Genomic DNA, 21,115 nt, shown 5'->3' with positions numbered 1-21,115 from the left:
CTGCTTCTGCCAGGCCTGCCTGCTGCATCTACGCCTGGTGCAAGGCAAGAATTTCCTAAAGCTGCGTTGTTTTCGTCAATTCTGGAGTGCTTACAACAATGGCAAAAATCGTCGACATCAAAGGTCGTGAAGTTCTCGATTCGCGTGGCAACCCCACCGTGGAAGCCGATGTACTGCTCGACAACGGCATCATCGGCAGCGCTTGCGCGCCGTCCGGTGCTTCCACCGGCTCGCGCGAAGCGCTGGAGCTGCGTGATGGCGACAAGAGCCGTTACATGGGCAAGGGCGTGCTGAAAGCTGTTGGCAACATCAACGGCCCGATCCGTGACCTGCTGCTGGGCAAGGACCCTTCCGACCAGAAGGCTCTGGACCGCGCCATGATCGAACTGGACGGTACCGAGAACAAGGCCAAGCTGGGCGCCAACGCCATCCTGGCTGTTTCCCTGGCTGCTGCCAAGGCTGCTGCCCAGGACCAGGACCTGCCGCTGTACGCGCACATCGCCAACCTCAACGGCACCCCAGGCCAGTATTCGATGCCGGTTCCGATGATGAACATCATCAACGGTGGCGAGCACGCCGACAACAACGTCGACATCCAGGAGTTCATGGTGCAGCCGGTTGGCGCCAAGACCTTCTCCGATGGCCTGCGCATGGGCACCGAGATCTTCCATCACCTCAAGGCTGTGCTCAAGGCCCGTGGCCTGAACACCGCAGTGGGTGACGAAGGTGGCTTCGCGCCGAACCTGGCTTCCAACGAAGACGCCCTGGGCGCCATCGCTGAAGCCGTGGAAAAAGCCGGCTACAAACTGGGCACCGACGTGACCCTGGCCCTCGACTGCGCGGCCTCCGAATTCTACGAAGACGGCAAGTACAACCTGTCCGGCGAAGGCAAGTCGTTCGACGCCGAAGGCTTTGCCGACTACCTGAAAGGCCTCACCGAGCGCTTCCCGATCATCTCGATCGAAGACGGTCTGGATGAGTCCGACTGGGCTGGCTGGAAGATCCTCACCGACAAGATCGGCGAGAAGGTGCAACTGGTCGGTGACGACCTGTTCGTGACCAACACCAAGATCCTCAAGGAAGGCATCGAGAAGGGCATCGGTAACTCGATCCTGATCAAGTTCAACCAGATCGGCTCGCTGACCGAAACCCTGGAAGCCATCCAGATGGCCAAGGCCGCAGGCTACACCGCTGTGATCTCGCATCGCTCCGGTGAAACCGAAGACTCGACCATTGCCGACCTGGCTGTGGGTACCGCCGCTGGCCAGATCAAGACCGGCTCGCTGTGCCGTTCCGACCGCGTCTCCAAGTACAACCAGTTGCTGCGCATCGAAGAACAACTGGGCGCCAAAGCGGTTTACCGCGGTCGTGCCGAGTTTCGCGGCTAAGCAAGAGATGGTAAAAAGACAGCAGCCGAAGCTGTCGGAACTTTCTTACTGAAATTTCTGACACATGATGCGGGTTTCTGTCGACGAAGCCTGGCCTCGGCCAGGCTTCGTGCTATTTGAGGTCTGCCTGTTCGCGGCGGTCTTTTTAACCTGGATACCTTGATGCGCAGTCCCTATTGGTTGTTCCTTGTCCTGCTCCTGCTGCTTGGTGGCCTGCAGTACCGCCTGTGGGTGGGTAACGGCAGCCTGGCGCAAGTGGCTGAGCTCAAGCAGCAGATCGACGAGCAGCATGCCGAGAACGAGCGGCTGCTGGAGCGTAACCGCGTGCTCTATGCCGAGGTCCTGGAATTGAAAAAAGGTATGGAGACCGTTGAAGAACGGGCTCGTCACGAATTGGGGATGGTCAAAGAGGGTGAAACCCTCTTCCAGCTGCCGCAAAAATGATCGAAACCCTACCGGCCTTCTGGGCCGTGATTCCTGCTGCGGGCGTAGGTGCCCGCATGGCTGCCGACCGCCCCAAGCAGTATTTGCAATTGGGTGGGCAGACCCTTCTCGAGCATAGCCTCGACTGTTTTCTCGGCCATCCGACGCTCAAGGGCGTTGTGGTCAGCATTGCTGCGGATGATCCTTACTGGCCTGGCTTGCGCTGCGCCAGCGATCCCCGCATCCAGCGTGCGTCAGGTGGGCGGGAGCGTGCCGACTCGGTGCTCAATGCCCTGTTGCTGTTGCATGCCCAAGGTGCGGCGGACGCTGACTGGGTGTTGGTGCACGATGCGGCGCGGCCGAACCTGGCACGCACGGATCTTGACCGTCTGTTGTCGCAGTTGGCTGATGACCCGGTAGGAGGGCTGCTGGCAGTTCCTGCACGCGATACCCTGAAGCGGGCCGATGCCAGCGGGCGAGTCAGCGCTACCGTGGATCGCAGCACCATCTGGCAGGCCTTTACGCCTCAAATGTTCCGCCTGGGGGCTCTGCATCGGGCCTTGGCCGAGTGCCTGGTGTCCGATGTGGTGGTCACCGATGAAGCTTCGGCCATCGAATGGTCCGGCCAGGCGCCGCGGCTGATCGAAGGGCGCAGCGACAACATCAAGGTGACCCGCCCGGAAGACCTGGAGTGGCTGCGCCAGCGTTGGTCAGGGCGCCGCTGAGATTGCCGGGTCCGCCTCACGGCCCAATCGCCGGCAAGCCGGCCACAGGTTACCCCGCTGCTCTCAAGTTCAGCGCAAACCCAGTGGGGGCTTGCCGGCGATTGGGCCGCAAAGCGGACCCGGTAAACTGTCAGACCATTCGGTACTCAGGCATCCCCGCCAACCCTTCCTTCAGATAATCCACCAGCCGCCGAACCTTGGGCGACAGGTGCCGCTGCTGCGGATACAGCGCCCACACCGCCGTATTGGGCGGCTGATGCGCCTCCAGCAACGACACCAGCGCGCCGCTGTTGAGGTGTTCCAGTACGTAGTAATCCGGCAGCTGACACAGCCCCATTCCCAGCAAAGCGGCATCCAGCACCGCCTGGCCACTGTTGCACCGCCAGTTGCCCTGCACCCGCTGGCTGATCTCGCGCCCGTCCTGTTGCAACGCCCACAGGTCCGTGCTGCCCACCAGGCAGTTGTGCCGGGCCAGTTCCGACAGGCTGTGCGGGCGGCCATAGCGTTCCAGATAAGCGGGCGACGCGCACAGGTACATGCGCCGTGGCGCCAGGCGCGTCGCCACCAACCTCGAATCGGCAAGCCGCCCCAGGCGAATCGCCAGGTCCATGCCTTCGTGCAGCAGGTCCAGCGTTCGGTTGCTCAACTCCACTTCAACCCGCAACTGTGGATACAGCGCCATGAAGCGCGTCACCAGCGGCACGATGAAGCGCTCGCCATAAGCCACAGCACAGGTCATGCGCAATAGCCCCTTGGGTTCGCTGGCCAAGTCGCCCATGGCACGCAGTGCTTCTTCACGGCCATCCTGCAGGCGTTGGCAATGTTGCAGGAATGTCTGCCCAGCCTCACTCAGGGTCACGCGACGCGTACTGCGATACAGCAGGCGGGTTTGCAAGCGCTCCTCAAGGCGGGCGATCTGCCGGCTTATATGCGACGACGATACCCCCATGCGCTCGGCGGCGGCCGTGAATTGGCCTGATTCGGCCACGGCTACGAATTCATCGATGCCTTCCCACCGACTGATCATTGATTATCCCTGCACGGCAATAATGTTTTGTCTTTGCCACGATTATTCATCAAAACAAGCTGAATTACACTGCATGTCTGAACTGACCCTTTGTCTGGAGACCTTTGATGATCAAGTCCCGTGCCGCTGTAGCCTTCGAGCCCAAGAAACCTCTGGAAATTGTCGAAGTGGACGTGGCCATGCCAAAGGCTGGCGAAGTCCTGCTGCGCGTGGTGGCCAGCGGTGTTTGCCACACCGACGCCTATACCCTCTCGGGTGCTGACCCGGAAGGTATCTTCCCTTCGATTCTGGGCCATGAAGGTGGCGCGATTGTCGAGGCGGTAGGTGAGGGCGTCACCTCCGTGGCGGTCGGCGATCACGTGATCCCGCTGTATACCCCTGAATGTGGTCAGTGCAAATTCTGCCGCTCGGGCAAGACCAACCTGTGCCAGGCCATTCGTGCCACCCAGGGCAAGGGGTTGATGCCGGACGGCACCACCCGTTTCTCGTACAAGGGCCAACAGCTGTTCCACTACATGGGCACCTCGACCTTCTCCGAGTACACCGTGCTGCCGGAAATCTCCGTCGCCAAGATCCAGAAGCAAGCGCCGCTGGAAAAGGTCTGCCTGCTCGGTTGCGGCGTGACCACCGGTATCGGTGCGGTGCTCAACACTGCCAAGGTCAAGCCGGGTGACACAGTGGCCATCTTCGGCCTGGGCGGCATCGGCCTGTCGGCGGTCATAGGCGCAGTCAAAGCCAAGGCATCGCGCATCATCGCCATCGACATCAACCCGGCCAAGTTCGAGATCGCCCGTCAACTGGGCGCCACCGACTGCATCAATCCGAAAGAATACGATCGCCCGATCCAGGAAGTGATCGTCGACCTTACCGATGGCGGCGTGGACTTTTCGTTCGAATGTATCGGCAACGTGCAACTGATGCGCGCGGCCCTGGAGTGCTGCCACAAGGGTTGGGGTGAGTCGGTGATCATCGGTGTCGCCGGTGCCGGCCAGGAAATCGCCACTCGCCCGTTCCAGCTGGTGACCGGTCGCGTCTGGCGCGGTTCTGCCTTCGGTGGCGTGCGCGGCCGTACCGAACTGCCAAGCTACGTGGAAATGTCCGAGAAGGGCGAGATTCCGCTGGACACCTTCATCACGCATACCATGGGCCTTGAAGATATCAACAAGGCGTTCGACCTGATGCATGAAGGCAAGAGCATCCGCAGCGTGATCCACTTCTGAGGTGAGCCATGAGCCTGGATAACATCTCCTGCCAGAAAAGCTTCGGCGGCTGGCACAAGCGTTACCGGCATCACTCCAAGGTGCTGGGTTGCGACATGGTGTTCGCCGTTTACCTGCCGCCGCAGGCCGAACAGGGCGAAAAGCTGCCAGTGCTGTACTGGCTCAGCGGCCTGACCTGCACCGACGAGAACTTCATGCAGAAGGCCGGCGCCCAGCGCCTGGCCGCCGAGCTTGGCCTGATCATCGTCGCGCCCGATACCAGCCCGCGTGGCGAGCAGGTGCCGGGCGACCCTGACGGCGCCTGGGACTTCGGCCTGGGCGCCGGCTTCTACCTCAATGCCACCCAGCAGCCTTGGGCGAAGCACTACCGCATGCACGACTATGTGGTCCAGGAGCTGCCAGAGCTGATCGAGGCGCACTTCCCGGCCTCGGATCAGCGCAGCATCAGTGGCCACTCCATGGGTGGGCACGGCGCGCTGGTCTGCGCCCTGCGCAACCCGGGGCGCTACCGCTCTGTATCGGCGTTCTCGCCGATCAGCAATCCGATGGATTGCCCTTGGGGTGAAAAGGCCTTCAGCCGTTATCTGGGTGAAGACCGGGCGCGCTGGCGCGAGTGGGATGCCAGTGTGCTGCTTGCCGAGACGCCAGCGGGCGAATGCCCGCCGTTGCTGGTGGATCAGGGCGACCGTGACGACTTCCTTGCCAAGCAGCTCAAGCCTGAAGCGCTGGAGCAGGCGGCCCGCAAAGGGGGGCATGCGTTGAGCCTGCGCCTGCAACCTGGCTATGACCATAGCTATTACTTCATCGCCAGCTTCATCGATGAGCACCTGCGCCACCACGCAGTGGCACTTGGCCGGGGGTAGGGCTGCAGCTACACGCTGCAAGCTTCAAGCCGCAAGAAAGTGCGGGCAGCACAACGCCTGCTTTTTGCTTGTGGCTTGCAGCTTGCAGCTTGCAGCTCCAAATGAAGGTAGAATCACGCCCTGACTCAATCAGGGCGTTTTTCTATGCGTATTGGCCACGGCTACGATGTGCACCGTTTTTGCGACGGTGATTTCATTACCCTGGGTGGGGTGCGTATCCCCCACAAATACGGCCTCCTGGCCCATTCCGACGGTGACGTGCTGCTGCATGCCCTGAGCGATGCCTTGCTTGGCGCGGCGGGGCTTGGGGACATCGGCAAGCACTTCCCCGATACCGACCCGCAATTCAAGGGTGCCGACAGCCGTGTGCTGCTGCGCCATGTGATCGGCATCGTCCAGGCCAAAGGCTGGAAAGTCGGTAATGTCGACGCCACCATCGTTGCCCAGGCGCCGAAAATGGCTCCGCATATCGAAACCATGCGCCAACGGATCGCCGAGGACCTGCAGGTCGAACTCGACCAGGTCAACGTCAAGGCCACTACCACCGAGAAACTCGGTTTCACCGGCCGCGAGGAGGGTATCGCCGTGCACGCGGTCGCCCTGCTGCTGCCAGCATGACCGAACTGGAACTGCTGGGCCCGCGCGCATCGGGCCAACCCCTAGGCACTGCGATACTCAAGGCTGTGGCCGAAGACTTCCAGGTCGATGAGGTGCTGGACATTCCGCTTTCGGGCCAGGGCGAGCACCTGTGGTTGTGGGTTGAGAAGCGCGACCTCAATACTGAGGAAGCTGCCCGCCGCCTGGCGCGAGCCGCTGGTGTGCCGGTGCGCTCGATCAGCTACGCCGGCCTCAAGGACCGCCAGGCCCTGACGCGCCAGTGGTTCAGCCTGCACCTGCCTGGCAAGGCAGACCCCGACCTGTCGCGTGCCGAAGATGCCACCCTGCGTGTGCTCAAGCAGGTGCGTCACCAGCGCAAACTGCAGCGCGGCGCCCATTCGGCCAATGGCTTCACCCTGCGCCTTACGGCGCTGGCGGCTGATCATGCTGCCCTCGATGCCCGCCTGCAGACGCTCAAACAGCAGGGTGTGCCGAACTACTTCGGCGGCCAGCGTTTCGGGCATGGCGGCGGCAATGTCCAGGATGCCCAGCACTGGGCTGCCCGCAAGGCCCTGCCCGAGCAGCGCAACGTGCGTTCGCGGCTGCTCTCGGCTGCCCGCAGCTACCTGTTCAACCAGGTACTGGCTGCCCGCGTTGCCGACGGCAGCTGGCAGCGGGCCCAAATCGGTGACCTGTTGGCATTCACCGATAGCCGCAGTTTTTTTTCGGCGGGTGAACAGGAATGCTCAGACCCTCGCCTGGCCATTCTGGACTTGCATCCTACCGGCCCGATGTGGGGCGAAGGCCCTTCTCCTGCGGCCGGCGCGGCCGCGACGCTGGAGACGACGATAGGCGAGCAGCATGCATTGCTGTGCCAATGGTTGGCCAATGCAGGCATGAGTCACGAACGGCGCATCCTGCGGCTCCCTATTGGCGGCCTGACGTGGCATTATCCCGAGCCTGATATCCTGCAACTGGAATTCGTCCTTCCGGCCGGATGCTTCGCCACCGTGGTGGTGCGCGAACTCGTCGATCTGGTGCCGGCAGGGCAGACGGACAGCCCATGCGTATTCTGATTTCGAATGACGACGGTGTTACGGCACCTGGCCTCGCCGCGCTCCACGGTGCGCTGGTGGATTATGCCGAGTGCGTGGTGATCGCCCCGGATCAAGACAAGAGCGGCGCCGGCAGTTCGCTGACGCTGGACCGGCCGTTGCACCCGCAAACCCTGGCCAACGGTTTCATCAGCCTCAATGGCACGCCCACCGATTGCGTGCACCTGGGGCTCAATGGCCTGTTGCCGGAAACACCGGACATGGTTGTCTCGGGGATCAACCTCGGTGCCAACCTGGGGGATGACGTGATCTATTCCGGCACGGTCGCTGCCGCGCTGGAGGGGCGCTTCCTCGGCGGTACGTCGTTGGCATTCTCGTTACTGTCGCGTCTGCCCGACAACCTGCCGACTGCAGCGTTCATCGCCCGCCGGCTGGTCGAGGCGCAGTCACGCCTGGAACTGCCGCCGCGTACGGTCCTCAACGTCAATATTCCCAACCTGCCGCTGGAGCACATCCGTGGCATACAGGTCACCCGTCTCGGTCACCGGGCGCGGGCGGCGGCACCGACCAAGGTGGTCAACCCGCGCGGCAAGGAAGGCTACTGGATCGCCGTGGCCGGTGATGCCGAGGACGGTGGGCCGGGTACCGACTTCCACGCGGTGATGCAAGGTTACGTGTCGATCACCCCGCTGCAACTGGACCGCACCTTCAACGATGCCTTCGAGCAGCTCCACGGTTGGCTGGAGGGCGTGCTCTGATGCGCGAACAGGACGATCTGCAGCGCCGAGGTATCGGCATGACCTCCCAGCGTACCCGCGAGCGCCTGATCCAGCGCTTGTGCGAAGAGGGTGTATCGAACCCCAAGGTGCTCGATGCCATCCGCCGTACGCCGCGCCATCTGTTCGTCGATGAGGCCCTGGCCCACCGCGCCTACGAAGACACCGCGCTGCCAATCGGGCACAACCAGACCATCTCCCAGCCATTCATGGTCGCACACATGAGTGAGCTGCTACTGGAGGCCGGGCCGCTGGACAAGGTGCTGGAGATCGGTACCGGCTCCGGTTACCAGACGGCCATCCTTGCCCAACTGGTGGAGCGGGTGTTCTCGGTGGAGCGCATCAAGGTCCTGCAGGACCGAGCCAAGGAACGCCTGGTCGAATTGAACCTGCGCAACGTGGTGTTCCGCTGGGGGGATGGGTGCGACGGCTGGCAGGCGCTGGCCCCCTACAACGGCATCATCGTTACCGCCGTGGCGCCGGAAGTGCCGCAGGCACTGCTCGACCAGCTGGCTCCTGGTGGGCGAATGGTCATCCCGGTAGGCCCTGCTGGTGAAGTCCAGCAGTTGATGCTTATCGTGCGTGAGGAGCAGGGCTTCTCTCGCCGTGTACTGGGCGCTGTGCGCTTTGTACCGCTGCTCAATGGCCCGGTGGCTTGAGCTGCAGGGAATATTTGTGGTGGCGACGAATTCTTGCCGCATCGCCCTGTCTATCTGGCGGGGCATCCCGGCTCTTTACTGAGCCTGTGCACCGAGCCTGCCAATGCAGTGGCGCTCGGTTATAATTGCAACATTATTGCATTTCTTTCTGTATTTTCGATTTTCGGCACCATGAGGGGAGCGCGGGTGGGGCACACAGTCATTCGGCAGCGCAAGGATTGGTTGGGTTTCAAGCTTCTGGTGATTGCACTGGCCATGGGCGCCCTGCTGACGGGTTGCTCCAGCACCGGCTCGGGCGGCGCACGCGTGGTCGACCGCAGCAATGCGGCGCCCAAGCGGCCGACCGTGACCTCCGGGCAGTATGTGGTCAAACCAGGCGATACGCTGTTCTCCATTGCGTTTCGCTACGGCTGGGACTACAAGGAGCTCGCCGCACGCAATGGCATCGCTGCCCCGTACACCATCCGGCCTGGCCAGGCGATCCGCTTCAGCAGCGGCGCTACCGGCAGTACCACGGTGGTGTCCAGCCCCTCTTCTTCGAGCAGGACGACGGTCATTCGTCGCCCCGTTGGAAAACCTATCACGGCGCCCGCCAGCGGCGGGAAAACGACGCCAACAACGCGAACCACGCCTACGCCGGTCGTTACCACGGTGCCCGCCGCAGAGCGCGCGGTGGGCGGTTGGACCTGGCCTGCAAATGGCGTGCTGATTGGAAAATTCGCTTCAAACGGTAGTTTGAATAAAGGCATTGATATCGCCGGTGATTTGGGACAGCCTGTTTTTGCTGCGTCTGATGGTGCGGTGGTCTACGCCGGGAGTGGCTTGCGGGGCTACGGCGAACTGATCATCATCAAGCACAGCGATACCTACGTCAGTGCCTACGGTCACAACCGCAGGCTGTTGGTTCGGGAGGGGCAGAAGGTCAAGGCAGGGCAGTCGATTGCTGAAATGGGGTCCACGGGCACTGATCGGGTGAAGCTGCATTTCGAGATTCGCCGCCAGGGCAAACCCGTCGATCCTCTCCAGTTCCTGCCACGGCGTTGATTGTTGTCCCCGGCCTGTTCCTCTGAAGTAGAGGGGAGAGGCTCCAGCGATGCCAGGGATGCAGGCGCCGCTCGAGTCTGAGTTCGAACTCAGCAAAGGACTATAACAATGGCTCTCAATAAAGAAGCGCCGGAGTTTGACATCGACGATGACGTTCTCCTGATGGAGACGGGCATCGTTTTGGAAACGGATGTGGTGTCAGACGAACCTGCTGTACCGTCGGTTCGGACCAGGGCCAAGTCAGGCTCTACGCTCAAGCAGCATAAATACATCGATTACAGCCGGGCGCTCGATGCCACCCAGTTGTACCTCAACGAGATCGGTTTCTCGCCTCTGCTTTCACCGGAAGAGGAAGTTCACTTCGCGCGGCTGTCGCAGAAGGGTGACCCAGCCGGGCGCAAGCGCATGATCGAAAGCAACCTGCGCCTGGTTGTGAAAATCGCCCGTCGTTACGTGAACCGCGGCCTGTCCTTGCTCGATCTCATCGAGGAGGGGAACCTGGGTTTGATTCGTGCAGTCGAGAAGTTCGACCCGGAGCGCGGTTTCCGTTTCTCGACCTATGCGACGTGGTGGATCCGCCAGACCATCGAGCGGGCGATCATGAACCAGACCCGCACCATTCGTCTGCCGATCCACGTGGTCAAGGAGCTCAACGTCTACCTGCGTGCCGCGCGGGAGTTGACCCAAAAGCTCGACCACGAACCTTCCCCTGAAGAGATCGCCACCCTGCTGGAAAAACCCGTTGCCGAGGTCAAGCGCATGCTTGGTCTTAACGAACGGGTATCGTCGGTGGATGTTTCGCTCGGGCCAGATTCGGACAAGACCCTGCTCGATACACTCACCGACGATCGTCCTACCGACCCGTGCGAGCTGCTGCAGGATGACGACCTGTCACAGAGCATCGACCAGTGGCTGGGCGAGCTCACCGACAAGCAGCGCGAAGTGGTGGTACGCCGTTTTGGTCTGCGCGGGCATGAAAGCAGCACCTTGGAGGATGTAGGCCTGGAAATCGGCCTTACCCGCGAGCGAGTGCGGCAGATTCAGGTAGAGGGGCTCAAGCGCCTGCGTGAGATCCTGGAGAAGAATGGCCTGTCCAGTGAGTCGCTGTTCCAGTAAGCACTGCATGCCGGTATGCAAAAACGCCCTGATGACCTCGGGGCGTTTTTTTATGCGCAGGCCAGAGCGGCTGGCAATTATCTGGGGGTGATCAATGTGTAACTTGCTACCCCTGATGCACTGCGTGTAAGCCTTTGCTTACTTGTTGTGTAAGCCATACACGTAAAGGCCAGTAAATCATTGTCGTTTCCAGATCTGTTTTTTTCTCAACTAACTGAAATAATTGAACTTTTCAGATTTGTGGAAATGTGTCCCCGGTAATGTCTTGTGAGGGTTCGCGGTTGCCTGCGCTGCAGAACTCGCTAGTATTCGAACTGTGCACACGGACATGCACAGGCGTTCAGGAAGAACGCCAAGGACATCGCAAGACGCGATTCATCAGGACGATGTTTAGGACAAGCAGGGACTACGGAAAAAATGTGGGCGGGTCAAACCGCCCCTTTTTTTGCCCGCAGAAAATGAAAAAGGCCCGTTGCGGGCCTTTTTCGTATCTGGGCGATTAACGTTCCAGATCGGCGATCTTGCCAGGCTTGCCATCCCACTCTTCGGCGTCAGGCAGGGCATCCTTACGCTCGGTGATGTTCGGCCAGATCTCCGCCAGCTCGGCATTGAGCTCAAGGAAGTTCTCCATGCCCGCAGGCACTTCGTCTTCCGAGAAGATGGCCTGGGCCGGGCATTCAGGCTCGCACAGTGCGCAGTCGATGCACTCGTCCGGGTGAATGACCAGGAAGTTCGGGCCTTCGTAGAAGCAGTCCACCGGACAGACTTCCACGCAGTCGGTGTATTTGCATTTGATGCAGTTGTCGGTGACGACGAAGGTCATTTCTAGTTCTCTCCTCAGGCAACGGCGGCGGCCCTTCCTCTCAGGGCCGCGCGGTTTACGGGCATGTGGCTGCAGGCCAGGCTAATAACCTGCAGCACCAGCAAACCGCGGCGGATTCTACCAGCTTGTAGTGCCCGCCGTTATAACAGGTTCTTTAGTTGATATAGCATTTCGATAGCTTGACGCGGGGTCATGTCGTCCAGCTCCAGCTTGCCCAGCTTCTCGATGGCCGGGTGTGGCAGGCTGGCGAACAGGTCGCTCTGGTGCGGTGCTTGTGGCTCGCCCTTGGCTTTGTTCGACACGGGTTGTTCGTGGGGCAGGCTGCTGGTCTCCAGCCGGCCCAGGTGCTCGCGCGCCCGCTGGATGACCGGCGACGGCACGCCTGCCAGTTGCGCCACGGCCAGGCCGTAGCTCTGGCTGGCGGGGCCAGGCAGCACATGGTGCAGGAACACGATGCGCTCGTTGTGTTCGGTAGCGTTCAGGTGGACGTTGGCCACCAGTGGTTCGCTTTCCGGCAGTACGGTCAGCTCGAAGTAGTGTGTGGCGAACAGCGTGTATGCACGCAGCTGCGCCAGGCGCTCTGCAGCCGCCCAGGCCAGCGACAAGCCGTCGAAGGTGCTGGTGCCACGGCCGACTTCGTCCATCAGTACCAGGCTGCGGTCAGTGGCGTTGTGCAGAATGTTGGCGGTTTCGCTCATCTCGACCATGAACGTCGAACGACCGCCAGCCAGATCGTCGCTGGAGCCGATACGGGTGAAGATGCGATCGACCAACGACAGTTCGCAACTGGCCGCCGGAACGAAACTGCCGATGTGCGCCATCAGCACGATCAGTGCGGTCTGGCGCATGTAGGTGGATTTACCACCCATGTTCGGGCCGGTGATGATCAGCATCCGGGTGCTGTTGTCCAGGCCCAGGTCGTTGGCTACGAACGGCGTGGTCAGTACCTGTTCGACCACCGGGTGACGCCCCTGATCGATGCGCAGGCAAGGTTCGTCGACGAAACGGGGGCAGTTAAGGTCCAGGTTGAGCGCCCGCTCGGCAAGGTTGCTCAGCACGTCCAGCTCGGCCAGCGCAGCGGCGCTGTCCTGCAGCGGTGCAAGGTGGCTGATGAGGGTCTCGAGCAACGCGTCGTACAGCATTTTTTCGCGGGCCAGGGCGCGGCTCTTGGCCGACAGCGCCTTGTCCTCGAAAGCCTTGAGCTCCGGGGTGATGAAACGCTCGGCCCCTTTGAGGGTCTGGCGACGAATGTAGTCGCCCGGGGCCTGTTCGGCTTGCTTGGTCGGCAGCTCGATGAAGTAGCCATGCACGCGGTTGTAGCCGACTTTCAGGTTGGCAAGACCGGTGCGGGCCTTCTCGCGGGCTTCCAGGTCGATCAGGAACTGGCCGGCGTTCTCGCTGATCGCCAGCAGATCGTCCAGCTCGTTGTCATAGCCGGCCTTGAGTACGCCGCCGTCGCGGATCACTGCTGGCGGGTTGTCGATGATTGCCCGCTCCAGCAGGCTGGCCAGCTCCGGGTAGGTGCCGGTGATGGCCGCCAGGCGCGCCAGGTGTGGGGCTTCCAGCTCAGCCATGGCGTTCTGCAGTTCGGGCAGGGCGCCGAGGGCATCACGCAGGCGCGCCAGGTCGCGCGGGCGGGCATTGCGCAGGCCGATACGGGCGAGGATCCGCTCGATATCGCCAATTTCCTTGAGTTGCGGCTGCAGTTTTTCGAAGCGGTAGCCATCGAGCAGGCAGCGAATCGAATCCTGGCGCGCCTGCAAGACCTTGAGGTCGCGCAGCGGACGGTTCAGCCACCGGGTCAGCAGGCGGCTGGCCATCGCGGTCTGGCAGCGATCGATCACCGACTGCAAGGTATTGTCGCGACCACCTGCCAGGTTGATGTCCAGCTCCAGGTTGCGGCGGCTGGCCCCGTCGAGGATCACGGTGTCGTCCAGGCGCTCGTGGCGCAAGCTGCGCAGGTGGGGCAGGGCGGTGCGTTGGGTTTCCTTGGCGTAGGTCAGCAGGCAGCCGGCGGCGCCGATGGCCAGGGTCAGCTTGTCGCAACCAAAGCCCTTGAGGTCTTTGGTTGCGAACTGCTGGCACAGAGCCTTGCGTGCCGAGTCGCGGTCGAAGTCCCAAGGGGCTCGTCGGCGTGCGCCTGGGCGTTTCTCGGCCGGCAGGTCGCGTGGCCAGTCGTCGGGGATCAGCAGCTCGACAGGGTTGATGCGTTCAAGCTCGGCCAGCAGGTTTTCCCAGCCCTTGATTTCTTGCACGCTGAAATTGCCGCTGGTGATATCCAGCACCGCCAGGCCAAACAGGCGCTCATCCCCCAGCAGTGCGGCAATCAGGTTGTCGCGGCGCTCGTCGAGCAACGCTTCGTCGCTGACCGTGCCCGGGGTGATGATGCGCACCACCTGACGCTCTACCGGGCCCTTGCTGGTGGCGGGGTCACCGATCTGCTCGCAGATCACCACCGACTCGCCGAGCTTGACCAGCTTGGCCAGGTAGCCTTCCAGCGAGTGGAACGGAATTCCGCACATGGGGATCGACTGGCCGGCTGACTGGCCACGGGCTGTCAGGGTGATATCCAGCAGTTTTGCGGCTTTTTTCGCATCTTCGTAGAAGATTTCGTAAAAGTCGCCCATGCGGTAGAACATCAGCTGGTCCGGGTGCTGGTTTTTCAGCTTCCAGTACTGCTGCATCATTGGGGTGTGTGCGGAAAGATCAGACATTCAGGGCCTTACAGCGGGGATCTGGTTGGCGATTGTAAAACCGGCAATGGTACAGGCTTTTTGGCCGAGATGCAGGCGGCGGGCAAGTGCCCTCGCGCCCCAGCTGCATGGATTGCATTTCCTGCGGCGGCGCTGCATTATGCATGCTATGCAAAAACGCAATGTAGCCACCGTACTCAGAGAGTTGCTCGCCCGCCACGGCCTGTCCCCCACAGAGCTGCACCGGCGCACGGGCGTGCCTCAATCCACCCTGTCGCGGATCCTCAGCGAGAAGATCGTCGATCCCTCGGATAGGCACGTGTCGAAAATTGCCGACTATTTCGGCGTCAACACCGAACAGCTGCGCGGCCGCGCCGAGCTTGGCGCCTCACGCGAAGCCGCATTGCCGGCCCGCGGCCATGCGGACCTCAGCGACATCAGCCTGTGGGACGATGAAACGCCCGTCGAGGACGACGAGGTGTCAGTACCCTTTCTTCGTGAGGTCGAATTGGCAGCAGGATCAGGAAGGTTCGTCATCGAGGAAAGCGAGCGCGCCCGCCTGCGCTTCGGCAAGCGCAGCCTGCGCCATAACGGCGTGCAGTTCGACCAGGCCAAATGCGTGACCGTGCGCGGCAACAGCATGCTGCCGGTACTGCGCGACGGGGCGACGGTCGGGGTAAACACCGGCAAGTGTTCGATCGGTGACATCATCGATGGTGATCTCTACGCCATCAACCACAATGGTCAATTGCGGGTGAAGCAGGTGTATCGGCTGCCCACCGGTATTCGCCTGCGCAGCTTCAATCGCGACGAACACCCTGATGAAGACTACAGCTTTCAGCAGTTGCAGGAAGAGCAGATCAGCTTGCTCGGGCATGTGTTCTGGTGGGGCATGTACGCCCGCTGACCAGGCCTTTTTCAAGAAAACCCGCTTCGGCGGTTTTTTTTCGTCTGGAGAAAAGCCCTACAGCCAGATGAGCAAAAGCACTCATGCGTATCAGCAAAGTCATGCCTACAGTTAAATGAATAAATGCATTGACTGGATATGCGTTAACGCATAGCTTGTATCTCGAGGCGGACTGAGCCTTTGTTACACAGGAGACAGGACAGTGACGAACGAGCAACAAGTGTTACTGGAGATGCCGCTCTGGCTGGTAATCGTCCTGGCATCGCTGGGCGGCCTCAGCGGCGAAATGTGGCGGGCCGACAAGGCGGGCGCCACCGGTTGGTCGCTGCTGCGACGGCTGGCGCTGCGCTCCGGCGCCTGTATCGTCTGCGGAGTTTCGACGGTGATGTTGCTGTATGCCAGCGGCCTGTCGATCTGGGCGGCCAGCGCATTTGGTTGCCTGACTGCGGTAGGTGGGGCCGATGTAGCCATGCGCCTTTATGAGTGCTGGGCGATCAGGCGGCTGGGCTTGCGTGGCACCGCGTCGAGCGATGAATGACCAGGAGGATGTGCGTGCGGAAGTTTGAGCATGGGTAGAACAATGCCTGTCCCGATCAGCCCCCTCAAATGCTAGGGTGTCGCTCAGCCTCTTCCAGGAGTTGCCCATGGACCCGATCACCGTTCTCTCCGCCCGGCTGGGCGAACACCTGCGCCGCTTCAGCGCCCAGGTCACCACCGCCGAATCTTGCACCGGCGGCGGCATCGCCGAAGCCATCACCCGCGTACCTGGCAGCTCCGCCTGGTTCGAGGCAGGCTATGTCACCTACTCCAACGCCCAGAAGACTCGCCAGCTTGGGGTCCCAGAACCGTTGTTCGCCCAAGTCGGTGCAGTCAGCCAGGAGGTGGTCGAAGCCATGGTTCGCGGCGCCCAGGCGGCCAGCGGTGCGCGTTTTGCCGTGGCAGTCAGTGGCGTGGCCGGGCCCGACGGTGGCTCGCCGGCCAAACCGGTCGGTACCGTGTGGCTGGCATGGGCCGATGGCAGTCACGTGAGCAGTGAGCGTCGCCACTTCGACGGCGACCGTGAAGCAGTGCGCCGACAGACGGTGATCGCCGCGTTAGACGGCTTGTTACAGCTTGGTGCCGAGTAAATCGACGACAGGGGTTTGCTCAAACGCTTCCCTGTGGAATAATACTGGCTACTTATACAGGTATTCCGGCCATCAGGGCCAAGTCGAACACGTGAGGATTTCAATGGACGACAACAAGAAGCGCGCCTTGGCTGCGGCCCTGGGTCAGATCGAACGCCAATTCGGCAAAGGCGCGGTCATGCGCATGGGTGATCACGAGCGCACCGGCATTCCAGCCATTTCCACAGGCTCCCTGGGCCTGGACATCGCTCTGGGCATCGGCGGCCTGCCAAAAGGCCGTATCGTCGAGATCTATGGCCCGGAGTCTTCGGGTAAAACCACACTGACCCTGTCGGTCATCGCCGAAGCCCAGAAAAGCGGCGCCACCTGCGCCTTCGTCGACGCCGAGCACGCTCTCGACCCTGAGTACGCCGGCAAACTGGGCGTCAACGTCGACGACCTGCTGGTTTCGCAGCCGGATACCGGCGAGCAGGCGCTGGAAATCACCGACATGCTGGTGCGTTCCAACGCCGTTGACGTAATCATCGTCGACTCCGTGGCTGCCCTGGTGCCCAAGGCAGAAATCGAAGGCGAGATGGGTGACATGCACGTTGGCCTCCAGGCCCGTCTGATGTCCCAGGCGTTGCGCAAGATCACCGGTAACATCAAGAACGCCAACTGCCTGGTCATCTTCATCAACCAGATCCGTATGAAGATCGGTGTGATGTTCGGTAGCCCGGAAACCACCACCGGTGGTAACGCCCTGAAGTTCTACGCCTCGGTGCGCCTGGACATCCGTCGTACTGGTGCAGTCAAGGAAGGCGACGAAGTCGTCGGCAGCGAAACCCGCGTCAAAATCGTCAAGAACAAGGTCTCGCCGCCGTTCCGTCAGGCTGAGTTCCAGATTCTTTACGGTAAGGGTATCTACCGTAACGGCGAAATCATTGACCTGGGCGTTGCTCAAGGGTTGGTCGAGAAGTCGGGTGCCTGGTACGCCTACCAGGGCAACAAGATCGGCCAAGGCAAGGCTAACGCAGCCAAGTACCTGCAAGAAAACCCGGCCATTGGTGCCGAGATCGAGAAGCAGATTCGCGAGAAGCTGCTCAAGGCGGGTGTTGTTGCCGAAGCGGGCAAGGCTGCTGCAGCCGATGCCAAAGCCGACGACGTGGCTGACGCCGACGCCGGTTATTGATAGCTGCTTGGCCGATCATGTCCGTCGTACTCGACACCCCCGTCGCCGTTCGGCGGACAGCCATGGACCTGCTTGCGCGCCGCGAGCATGGTCGCGTCGAGCTGACGCGCAAACTGCGCCAGCGCGGCGCTACGGATGAGCTGATTGAGCCCGCTCTCGATCGGCTCGCCGAAGAAGGGCTGCTCAGTGAGGCCCGCTACCTTGAAAGCTTCATCAGGTACCGTTCCAATGCCGGCTATGGCCCAGCGCGTATTCGCGAGGAGCTGGGCCAGCGTGGCCTGAACCGAGGCGATATTGACCAGGCACTGCGTGACTGTGGTGTGAACTGGGCAGAGCGGCTACAGGATGCCTGGCAGCGCAAATATGCCGGGCTACGTCCGCATGACCCCCGCAGCCGTGCCCAGCAAACCCGGTTTCTCGCTTACCGTGGGTTTCCCTTGGACATGATCGGCCGCCTGCTCAGCGGCCGAGACTTGGACGACTACTGATCTAACAGCCACATCGCAGGCGCACTCAGCTGACCTTCAACGCCTCCCGCGCCCGCTGCGTGGTATGCATCGGCTGTGGCTTTGCCCAGTTCTCCGACAGGTTGATGAAATCCACCAGCTCACGCAGACGCCCTTGATTACGCCCATTGAAGGCAAAGGTCAGGCGGGTCAGATGGTTGTAGTTGCCTACTTCATGCTCTACGCCACTGTCGGCATGTTGATGGTACTTCCCGCTCAGTCGTAAATCGGCAAAGGCTTCCTGAATCTCATGCAGTGCCGCGTCGCTGAGCCGATGGTGCATGCGGATCACAAACTGGTTCTTCAGCCAGCGGCTGGAGTGGTAGTTGCTGTAGAACTGGTTGATTTCCTCCACTGCCTCGTCGGCACTGTGTACCAGGCGCACCAGCTTGAGGTCACTGGGCAGGATGTAGCGGTTTTCTTCCAGTTGCCTGCTGATGAAGTCCAGGCAGTCACGCCAGAAGCTGCCACCTGGTGAGTCCAGCAGGACCACCGGCACCAGTGGGCTCTTGCCAGTCTGAATCAGCGTCAGTACTTCCAGTGCCTCATCGAGCGTGCCGAAACCTCCCGGGCAAAGGACCAGGGCGTCGGCTTCCTTGACGAAGAACAGCTTGCGAATGAAGAAAAAGTGGAAGGGCAGCAGCTTGTCAGTGCCATCCACTGTCGGGTTGGCGTGCTGTTCGAAAGGGAGGGTGATGTTGAAGCCCAGGCTATGATCGCTACCCGCGCCTTCGTGCGCTGCGGCCATGATGCCGCCGCCTGCGCCGGTAATGACCATGAGGTCGGAGCGGGCCAGTGTGGCACCCAGCTCGCGAGCCAAGGCATACATCGGGTGTTCCAGCGGTGTGCGCGCCGAGCCGAAAACAGTGACCTTGCGCCGACCCTTGTAGCGTTGCAGGCTGCGGAAGGAGTGGTCCAGCTCGCGAAGGGCCTGCAAGGTGATCTTGGCACTCCAGCGATCGGTGTCGTCGTGGGCCATGCGCAAGATGGTCAGCATCATGTCACGGTACAGTGGCAGGTTGGGGCTGTCCGGTGCGACCAGTTGCAGTTGTTCATCGAGTTTACTCAGGTCGATACCACTGTCCCTGAAGTGATTGAACAGATACTCATTGGGTTGGTAAGGCATTCAACGTCTCCTTCTGCAGCAAAACCTCTGACCGAGCTGATGGCTGGGCTCGGCCGCGACACTACGTGCGTCGCTGGCTGCTCTGGCTCGAGTGTGCGTCCCGAGCATTGCAGTAGGCCTTCAAGGCCCTGATGCAGGTGCGTAATTCATCTTGTCGTTTTTGTGCGCTTCGCTATCAATCTAGACCCTCGCGCCACTTCATGCAGGCACTATCACCAAGGCCACTCGTCGGCACGCGGCCATTGATGGCAAGGGTTTGGTTAACTGGAGAAGCGAAACGTGTCGATGCAGGAGGTGGCGGTATGCATCGCTTGGTCATCGAGGTAGACCGGCAGCTCTATCAGCAGCTGGAACATGCGGCACAGGTTCATCATGTGAGCCTGGAGGCGGAGTGCCTGCGGCGGTTGGCTGCGTTGGAATGCCAGTCACCTTACCTGCAGGCGCTTCTGGCAGAGATGCGCGCCGAGGAAGAGCCGCGGCGCGCGGAGGATGAGCGGGTCAGTTGATTACTTCTTCTTGTTTCCGGCAGTGCAGCTGGCAGCGTCAAAGGCCTGGTCCATGACCGGTTGATTGGTCTTGTAGACGGTGAAGCGATAGACCATCACGGCGCCTTTTGACATCAGGTTGCGGTAACCGCTGTTCCGGCAGACGCTGTCACCTAGCTGGCTGCGCACCTGCTCTGCGTTTTGCTGCATGCGTGCGGCGTGCTCGGCGCGCACGCTCAGGTGGTTCACCAGTGCCTTGCCTTCAACGGTATAACCCTGGTCGAGGATATCTTCGTTGATGGCTCGCGGGGTGCCGACGCTGCTTTCCTTGGCGACCTTTTCCAGCATCTTGTTCAGCTCGAACTCCTGCTTGGAGGCCGCCTGGGCTGCCAGTGGCAGGGTGAGCAACAGGCTCAGGGTCGGGACGATAAGACGCAGCATGAATCTCTCCTGGTTCGGTGACTGGCGCTTCGACATGCGCAGACGGCTGGTGTTCCATGAAACCCGCAGAATCGCGGGCAGGCTCGCGGCCACCAAAACGCTGATTATAAAGGACCAGCCGGTCCAGCTGCACGGCAAATGACGCCCGCTCTGGTAGACTGGCGCTTTGTTTTCATCGAGTTATCGCAGTGTCCAGTCACAACCTGTCCCGAGGCTTGCCAGCATGAGCCATGCGGTAGCGCGCCTGCGCGCCGAACGGCTGGCCCGCAGCATCAAGCCGTTCATTGCTCGTGGTTCACGTGCCGAACGCTGCCCTGACTGTCGGGTTATCGCCACCCATTGCCTGTGTGCCTGGAAGCCAAAGGTGCACGCCGACTCTGGGGTATGCCTGTTGATGCATGATACCGAGCCATTGAAGCCGACCAACACCGGCTGGCTGATCGCCGACCTCATCGAAGATACCTCTGCCTTCGGCTGGTTGCGAACGTCGGTGGACGAACGCTTGTTGACCTTGCTGGCAGACCCACAGTGGCAGCCGTACATCGTCTTCCCTGGCGAATTCGTCGCCCAGGAGCGGGTGGTCAGCGAGGTCGTGCGTGAGCCGGGCAAACGCCCGCTGTTCATCCTGCTGGATGCCACCTGGACCGAAGCCCGCAAGATGTTCCGCAAGAGCCCTTATCTTGACCGTTTCCCGGTGCTGAGCCTGCAAGCTGAGCAGATGTCGCGCTATCGCCTGCGCCGCTCCAAGCGCGATGATCATTTCTGCACTGCGGAAGTTGCTGCCATGTGCCTGGACCTTGCGGGTGACGACCAAGCCTCCCAAGCCCTGGATGCGTATCTGGATGTGTTCAGCCTGCACTACCTCAGTGGCAAGCGTCGCCTGCCTCTGGACGAGCAGGACGCTACCCACCAGCGTTTGCATACCTTCCTATAGTCCAAGGGG

24 protein-coding genes are annotated in these 21,115 nt (G+C 61.3%); 19 read left to right on the top strand and 5 right to left on the bottom strand.

Features of this window, described 5'->3' with window-relative positions; translation table 11 throughout:
* Nucleotides 1–98 precede the first annotated feature (98 nt).
* The 3 genes from eno to ispD all read left to right on the top strand — a co-directional run bounded on the left by eno (nucleotide 99) and on the right by ispD (nucleotide 2,536).
* The gene (eno, locus tag EGJ09_RS24005; RefSeq protein WP_012315883.1) at nucleotides 99–1,388 is read left to right on the top strand and encodes a phosphopyruvate hydratase; all 1,290 of its coding nucleotides are present in this window, start codon (nucleotides 99–101) and stop codon (nucleotides 1,386–1,388) included.
* Nucleotides 1,389–1,550: 162 nt separating this feature from the next.
* Nucleotides 1,551–1,832 (top strand): cell division protein FtsB, encoded by a 282-nt coding sequence (gene ftsB / locus EGJ09_RS24000; RefSeq protein ID WP_012315882.1) that lies wholly within the window; start codon nucleotides 1,551–1,553, stop codon nucleotides 1,830–1,832.
* Nucleotides 1,829–2,536, top strand: a complete 708-nt coding sequence (ispD, locus tag EGJ09_RS23995; protein WP_125924942.1) for a 2-C-methyl-D-erythritol 4-phosphate cytidylyltransferase — start codon at nucleotides 1,829–1,831, stop codon at nucleotides 2,534–2,536. Before ftsB ends, ispD begins: the two co-directional genes overlap by 4 nt.
* 130 nt (nucleotides 2,537–2,666) lie before the next feature.
* Here ispD and EGJ09_RS23990 read toward each other — a convergent pair whose 3' ends face one another.
* Complete coding sequence (locus EGJ09_RS23990; protein ID WP_177433180.1) at nucleotides 2,667–3,560, bottom strand: LysR substrate-binding domain-containing protein; 894 nt, start codon at nucleotides 3,558–3,560, stop codon at nucleotides 2,667–2,669.
* A gap of 110 nt (nucleotides 3,561–3,670) precedes the next feature.
* On the opposite strand from EGJ09_RS23990, the gene EGJ09_RS23985 reads away from it, so the two are divergent.
* The 8 genes from EGJ09_RS23985 to rpoS all read left to right on the top strand — a co-directional run bounded on the left by EGJ09_RS23985 (nucleotide 3,671) and on the right by rpoS (nucleotide 10,893).
* Nucleotides 3,671–4,783, top strand: a complete 1,113-nt coding sequence (locus tag EGJ09_RS23985; protein WP_125924940.1) for an S-(hydroxymethyl)glutathione dehydrogenase/class III alcohol dehydrogenase — start codon at nucleotides 3,671–3,673, stop codon at nucleotides 4,781–4,783.
* 8 nt (nucleotides 4,784–4,791) lie between these two features.
* Complete coding sequence (gene fghA, locus EGJ09_RS23980) at nucleotides 4,792–5,646, top strand: S-formylglutathione hydrolase (RefSeq protein ID WP_115274045.1); 855 nt, start codon at nucleotides 4,792–4,794, stop codon at nucleotides 5,644–5,646.
* A gap of 144 nt (nucleotides 5,647–5,790) precedes the next feature.
* Nucleotides 5,791–6,264 (top strand): 2-C-methyl-D-erythritol 2,4-cyclodiphosphate synthase, encoded by a 474-nt coding sequence (ispF, locus tag EGJ09_RS23975; protein ID WP_115274046.1) that lies wholly within the window; start codon nucleotides 5,791–5,793, stop codon nucleotides 6,262–6,264.
* Nucleotides 6,261–7,319, top strand: a complete 1,059-nt coding sequence (gene truD, locus EGJ09_RS23970; protein ID WP_046788322.1) for a tRNA pseudouridine(13) synthase TruD — start codon at nucleotides 6,261–6,263, stop codon at nucleotides 7,317–7,319. The genes ispF and truD overlap by 4 nt, the downstream gene beginning before the upstream one ends.
* Nucleotides 7,307–8,056, top strand: coding sequence for a 5'/3'-nucleotidase SurE (surE, locus tag EGJ09_RS23965; protein WP_039601868.1), 750 nt, complete (start codon nucleotides 7,307–7,309; stop codon nucleotides 8,054–8,056). Before truD ends, surE begins: the two co-directional genes overlap by 13 nt.
* A 38-nt stretch (nucleotides 8,057–8,094) precedes the next feature.
* The gene (locus tag EGJ09_RS23960; protein WP_161872020.1) at nucleotides 8,095–8,733 is read left to right on the top strand and encodes a protein-L-isoaspartate(D-aspartate) O-methyltransferase; all 639 of its coding nucleotides are present in this window, start codon (nucleotides 8,095–8,097) and stop codon (nucleotides 8,731–8,733) included.
* 186 nt (nucleotides 8,734–8,919) lie between these two features.
* Nucleotides 8,920–9,777, top strand: a complete 858-nt coding sequence (locus tag EGJ09_RS23955) for a peptidoglycan DD-metalloendopeptidase family protein (protein ID WP_046788323.1) — start codon at nucleotides 8,920–8,922, stop codon at nucleotides 9,775–9,777.
* A 108-nt stretch (nucleotides 9,778–9,885) separates the two neighbouring features.
* The gene (rpoS, locus tag EGJ09_RS23950) at nucleotides 9,886–10,893 is read left to right on the top strand and encodes an RNA polymerase sigma factor RpoS (RefSeq protein WP_012315872.1); all 1,008 of its coding nucleotides are present in this window, start codon (nucleotides 9,886–9,888) and stop codon (nucleotides 10,891–10,893) included.
* Nucleotides 10,894–11,392: 499 nt separating this feature from the next.
* Here the strand turns inward: rpoS and fdxA are convergent, their stop codons facing one another.
* Both fdxA and mutS read right to left on the bottom strand, forming a co-directional pair.
* Nucleotides 11,393–11,716: a ferredoxin FdxA gene (fdxA, locus tag EGJ09_RS23945; protein WP_012315871.1), complete on the bottom strand. Its 324-nt coding sequence runs from the start codon at nucleotides 11,714–11,716 to the stop codon at nucleotides 11,393–11,395.
* 140 nt (nucleotides 11,717–11,856) lie between these two features.
* A complete protein-coding gene (gene mutS, locus EGJ09_RS23940; protein ID WP_046788324.1) occupies nucleotides 11,857–14,430 on the bottom strand; it encodes a DNA mismatch repair protein MutS in 2,574 nt (857 codons plus the stop codon).
* A gap of 139 nt (nucleotides 14,431–14,569) precedes the next feature.
* On the opposite strand from mutS, the gene EGJ09_RS23935 reads away from it, so the two are divergent.
* From EGJ09_RS23935 to recX, 5 genes are all read left to right on the top strand, one after another.
* Nucleotides 14,570–15,316: a S24 family peptidase gene (locus EGJ09_RS23935; RefSeq protein WP_046788325.1), complete on the top strand. Its 747-nt coding sequence runs from the start codon at nucleotides 14,570–14,572 to the stop codon at nucleotides 15,314–15,316.
* A 202-nt stretch (nucleotides 15,317–15,518) separates the two neighbouring features.
* Complete coding sequence (locus EGJ09_RS23930) at nucleotides 15,519–15,854, top strand: phage holin family protein (RefSeq protein WP_115274050.1); 336 nt, start codon at nucleotides 15,519–15,521, stop codon at nucleotides 15,852–15,854.
* Between the two features lie 106 nt (nucleotides 15,855–15,960).
* Nucleotides 15,961–16,443 (top strand): CinA family protein, encoded by a 483-nt coding sequence (locus tag EGJ09_RS23925; protein ID WP_012315851.1) that lies wholly within the window; start codon nucleotides 15,961–15,963, stop codon nucleotides 16,441–16,443.
* Nucleotides 16,444–16,546: 103 nt separating this feature from the next.
* On the top strand, nucleotides 16,547–17,614 hold the full coding sequence (recA, locus tag EGJ09_RS23920) for a recombinase RecA (RefSeq protein ID WP_046788327.1): 1,068 nt from the start codon (nucleotides 16,547–16,549) through the stop codon (nucleotides 17,612–17,614).
* Between the two features lie 17 nt (nucleotides 17,615–17,631).
* Entirely contained in the window at nucleotides 17,632–18,102 is a 471-nt protein-coding gene (recX, locus tag EGJ09_RS23915; protein ID WP_046788328.1) for a recombination regulator RecX, read from the top strand.
* A gap of 25 nt (nucleotides 18,103–18,127) precedes the next feature.
* Here the strand turns inward: recX and EGJ09_RS23910 are convergent, their stop codons facing one another.
* Nucleotides 18,128–19,246, bottom strand: coding sequence for an LOG family protein (locus EGJ09_RS23910; protein ID WP_115274051.1), 1,119 nt, complete (start codon nucleotides 19,244–19,246; stop codon nucleotides 18,128–18,130).
* Nucleotides 19,247–19,548: 302 nt separating this feature from the next.
* On the opposite strand from EGJ09_RS23910, the gene EGJ09_RS23905 reads away from it, so the two are divergent.
* Complete coding sequence (locus EGJ09_RS23905; protein WP_046787958.1) at nucleotides 19,549–19,752, top strand: hypothetical protein; 204 nt, start codon at nucleotides 19,549–19,551, stop codon at nucleotides 19,750–19,752.
* On the opposite strand, the gene EGJ09_RS23900 is transcribed toward EGJ09_RS23905, so the two are convergent.
* Entirely contained in the window at nucleotides 19,753–20,172 is a 420-nt protein-coding gene (locus tag EGJ09_RS23900; RefSeq protein WP_012315846.1) for a quorum-sensing-regulated virulence factor family protein, read from the bottom strand.
* On the opposite strand from EGJ09_RS23900, the gene EGJ09_RS26470 reads away from it, so the two are divergent.
* Both EGJ09_RS26470 and EGJ09_RS23895 read left to right on the top strand, forming a co-directional pair.
* Complete coding sequence (locus EGJ09_RS26470; protein WP_158621143.1) at nucleotides 20,171–20,314, top strand: hypothetical protein; 144 nt, start codon at nucleotides 20,171–20,173, stop codon at nucleotides 20,312–20,314. The two genes, EGJ09_RS23900 and EGJ09_RS26470, sit on opposite strands and share 2 nt — an antisense overlap.
* 81 nt (nucleotides 20,315–20,395) lie before the next feature.
* On the top strand, nucleotides 20,396–21,106 hold the full coding sequence (locus EGJ09_RS23895; protein ID WP_115274052.1) for a tRNA-uridine aminocarboxypropyltransferase: 711 nt from the start codon (nucleotides 20,396–20,398) through the stop codon (nucleotides 21,104–21,106).
* Nucleotides 21,107–21,115: the final 9 nt, after the last annotated feature.

It is taken from the genome of Pseudomonas sp. p106, from assembly GCF_003936645.1.
Taxonomy (GTDB): Bacteria; Pseudomonadota; Gammaproteobacteria; order Pseudomonadales; family Pseudomonadaceae; genus Aquipseudomonas; species Aquipseudomonas putida_E.
The sequence above is the reverse complement of the archived record's forward strand: the minus strand, read 5'-3'. Positions and strand labels throughout refer to the sequence as shown.

Excerpts from the sequence above, each read along its gene's own strand:
- ispF (WP_115274046.1), top strand. The coding sequence starts at position 5,791 with ATGCGTATTGGCCACGGCTACGATGTGCACCGTTTTTGCGACGGTGAT.
- ftsB (WP_012315882.1), top strand. The coding sequence starts at position 1,551 with ATGCGCAGTCCCTATTGGTTGTTCCTTGTCCTGCTCCTGCTGCTTGGT.
- mutS (WP_046788324.1), bottom strand. The coding sequence starts at position 14,430 with ATGTCTGATCTTTCCGCACACACCCCAATGATGCAGCAGTACTGGAAG.
- fghA (WP_115274045.1), top strand. The coding sequence starts at position 4,792 with ATGAGCCTGGATAACATCTCCTGCCAGAAAAGCTTCGGCGGCTGGCAC.
- EGJ09_RS23895 (WP_115274052.1), top strand. The coding sequence starts at position 20,396 with ATGAGCCATGCGGTAGCGCGCCTGCGCGCCGAACGGCTGGCCCGCAGC.
- EGJ09_RS23960 (WP_161872020.1), top strand. The coding sequence starts at position 8,095 with ATGACCTCCCAGCGTACCCGCGAGCGCCTGATCCAGCGCTTGTGCGAA.
- rpoS (WP_012315872.1), top strand. The coding sequence starts at position 9,886 with ATGGCTCTCAATAAAGAAGCGCCGGAGTTTGACATCGACGATGACGTT.
- fdxA (WP_012315871.1), bottom strand. The coding sequence starts at position 11,716 with ATGACCTTCGTCGTCACCGACAACTGCATCAAATGCAAATACACCGAC.
- recX (WP_046788328.1), top strand. The coding sequence starts at position 17,632 with ATGTCCGTCGTACTCGACACCCCCGTCGCCGTTCGGCGGACAGCCATG.
- surE (WP_039601868.1), top strand. The coding sequence starts at position 7,307 with ATGCGTATTCTGATTTCGAATGACGACGGTGTTACGGCACCTGGCCTC.
- EGJ09_RS23925 (WP_012315851.1), top strand. The coding sequence starts at position 15,961 with ATGGACCCGATCACCGTTCTCTCCGCCCGGCTGGGCGAACACCTGCGC.
- truD (WP_046788322.1), top strand. The coding sequence starts at position 6,261 with ATGACCGAACTGGAACTGCTGGGCCCGCGCGCATCGGGCCAACCCCTA.
- EGJ09_RS26470 (WP_158621143.1), top strand. The coding sequence starts at position 20,171 with ATGAATCTCTCCTGGTTCGGTGACTGGCGCTTCGACATGCGCAGACGG.
- EGJ09_RS23935 (WP_046788325.1), top strand. The coding sequence starts at position 14,570 with ATGCATGCTATGCAAAAACGCAATGTAGCCACCGTACTCAGAGAGTTG.
- ispD (WP_125924942.1), top strand. The coding sequence starts at position 1,829 with ATGATCGAAACCCTACCGGCCTTCTGGGCCGTGATTCCTGCTGCGGGC.
- recA (WP_046788327.1), top strand. The coding sequence starts at position 16,547 with ATGGACGACAACAAGAAGCGCGCCTTGGCTGCGGCCCTGGGTCAGATC.
- EGJ09_RS23900 (WP_012315846.1), bottom strand. The coding sequence starts at position 20,172 with ATGCTGCGTCTTATCGTCCCGACCCTGAGCCTGTTGCTCACCCTGCCA.
- EGJ09_RS23910 (WP_115274051.1), bottom strand. The coding sequence starts at position 19,246 with ATGCCTTACCAACCCAATGAGTATCTGTTCAATCACTTCAGGGACAGT.
- eno (WP_012315883.1), top strand. The coding sequence starts at position 99 with ATGGCAAAAATCGTCGACATCAAAGGTCGTGAAGTTCTCGATTCGCGT.
- EGJ09_RS23905 (WP_046787958.1), top strand. The coding sequence starts at position 19,549 with ATGCATCGCTTGGTCATCGAGGTAGACCGGCAGCTCTATCAGCAGCTG.
- EGJ09_RS23985 (WP_125924940.1), top strand. The coding sequence starts at position 3,671 with ATGATCAAGTCCCGTGCCGCTGTAGCCTTCGAGCCCAAGAAACCTCTG.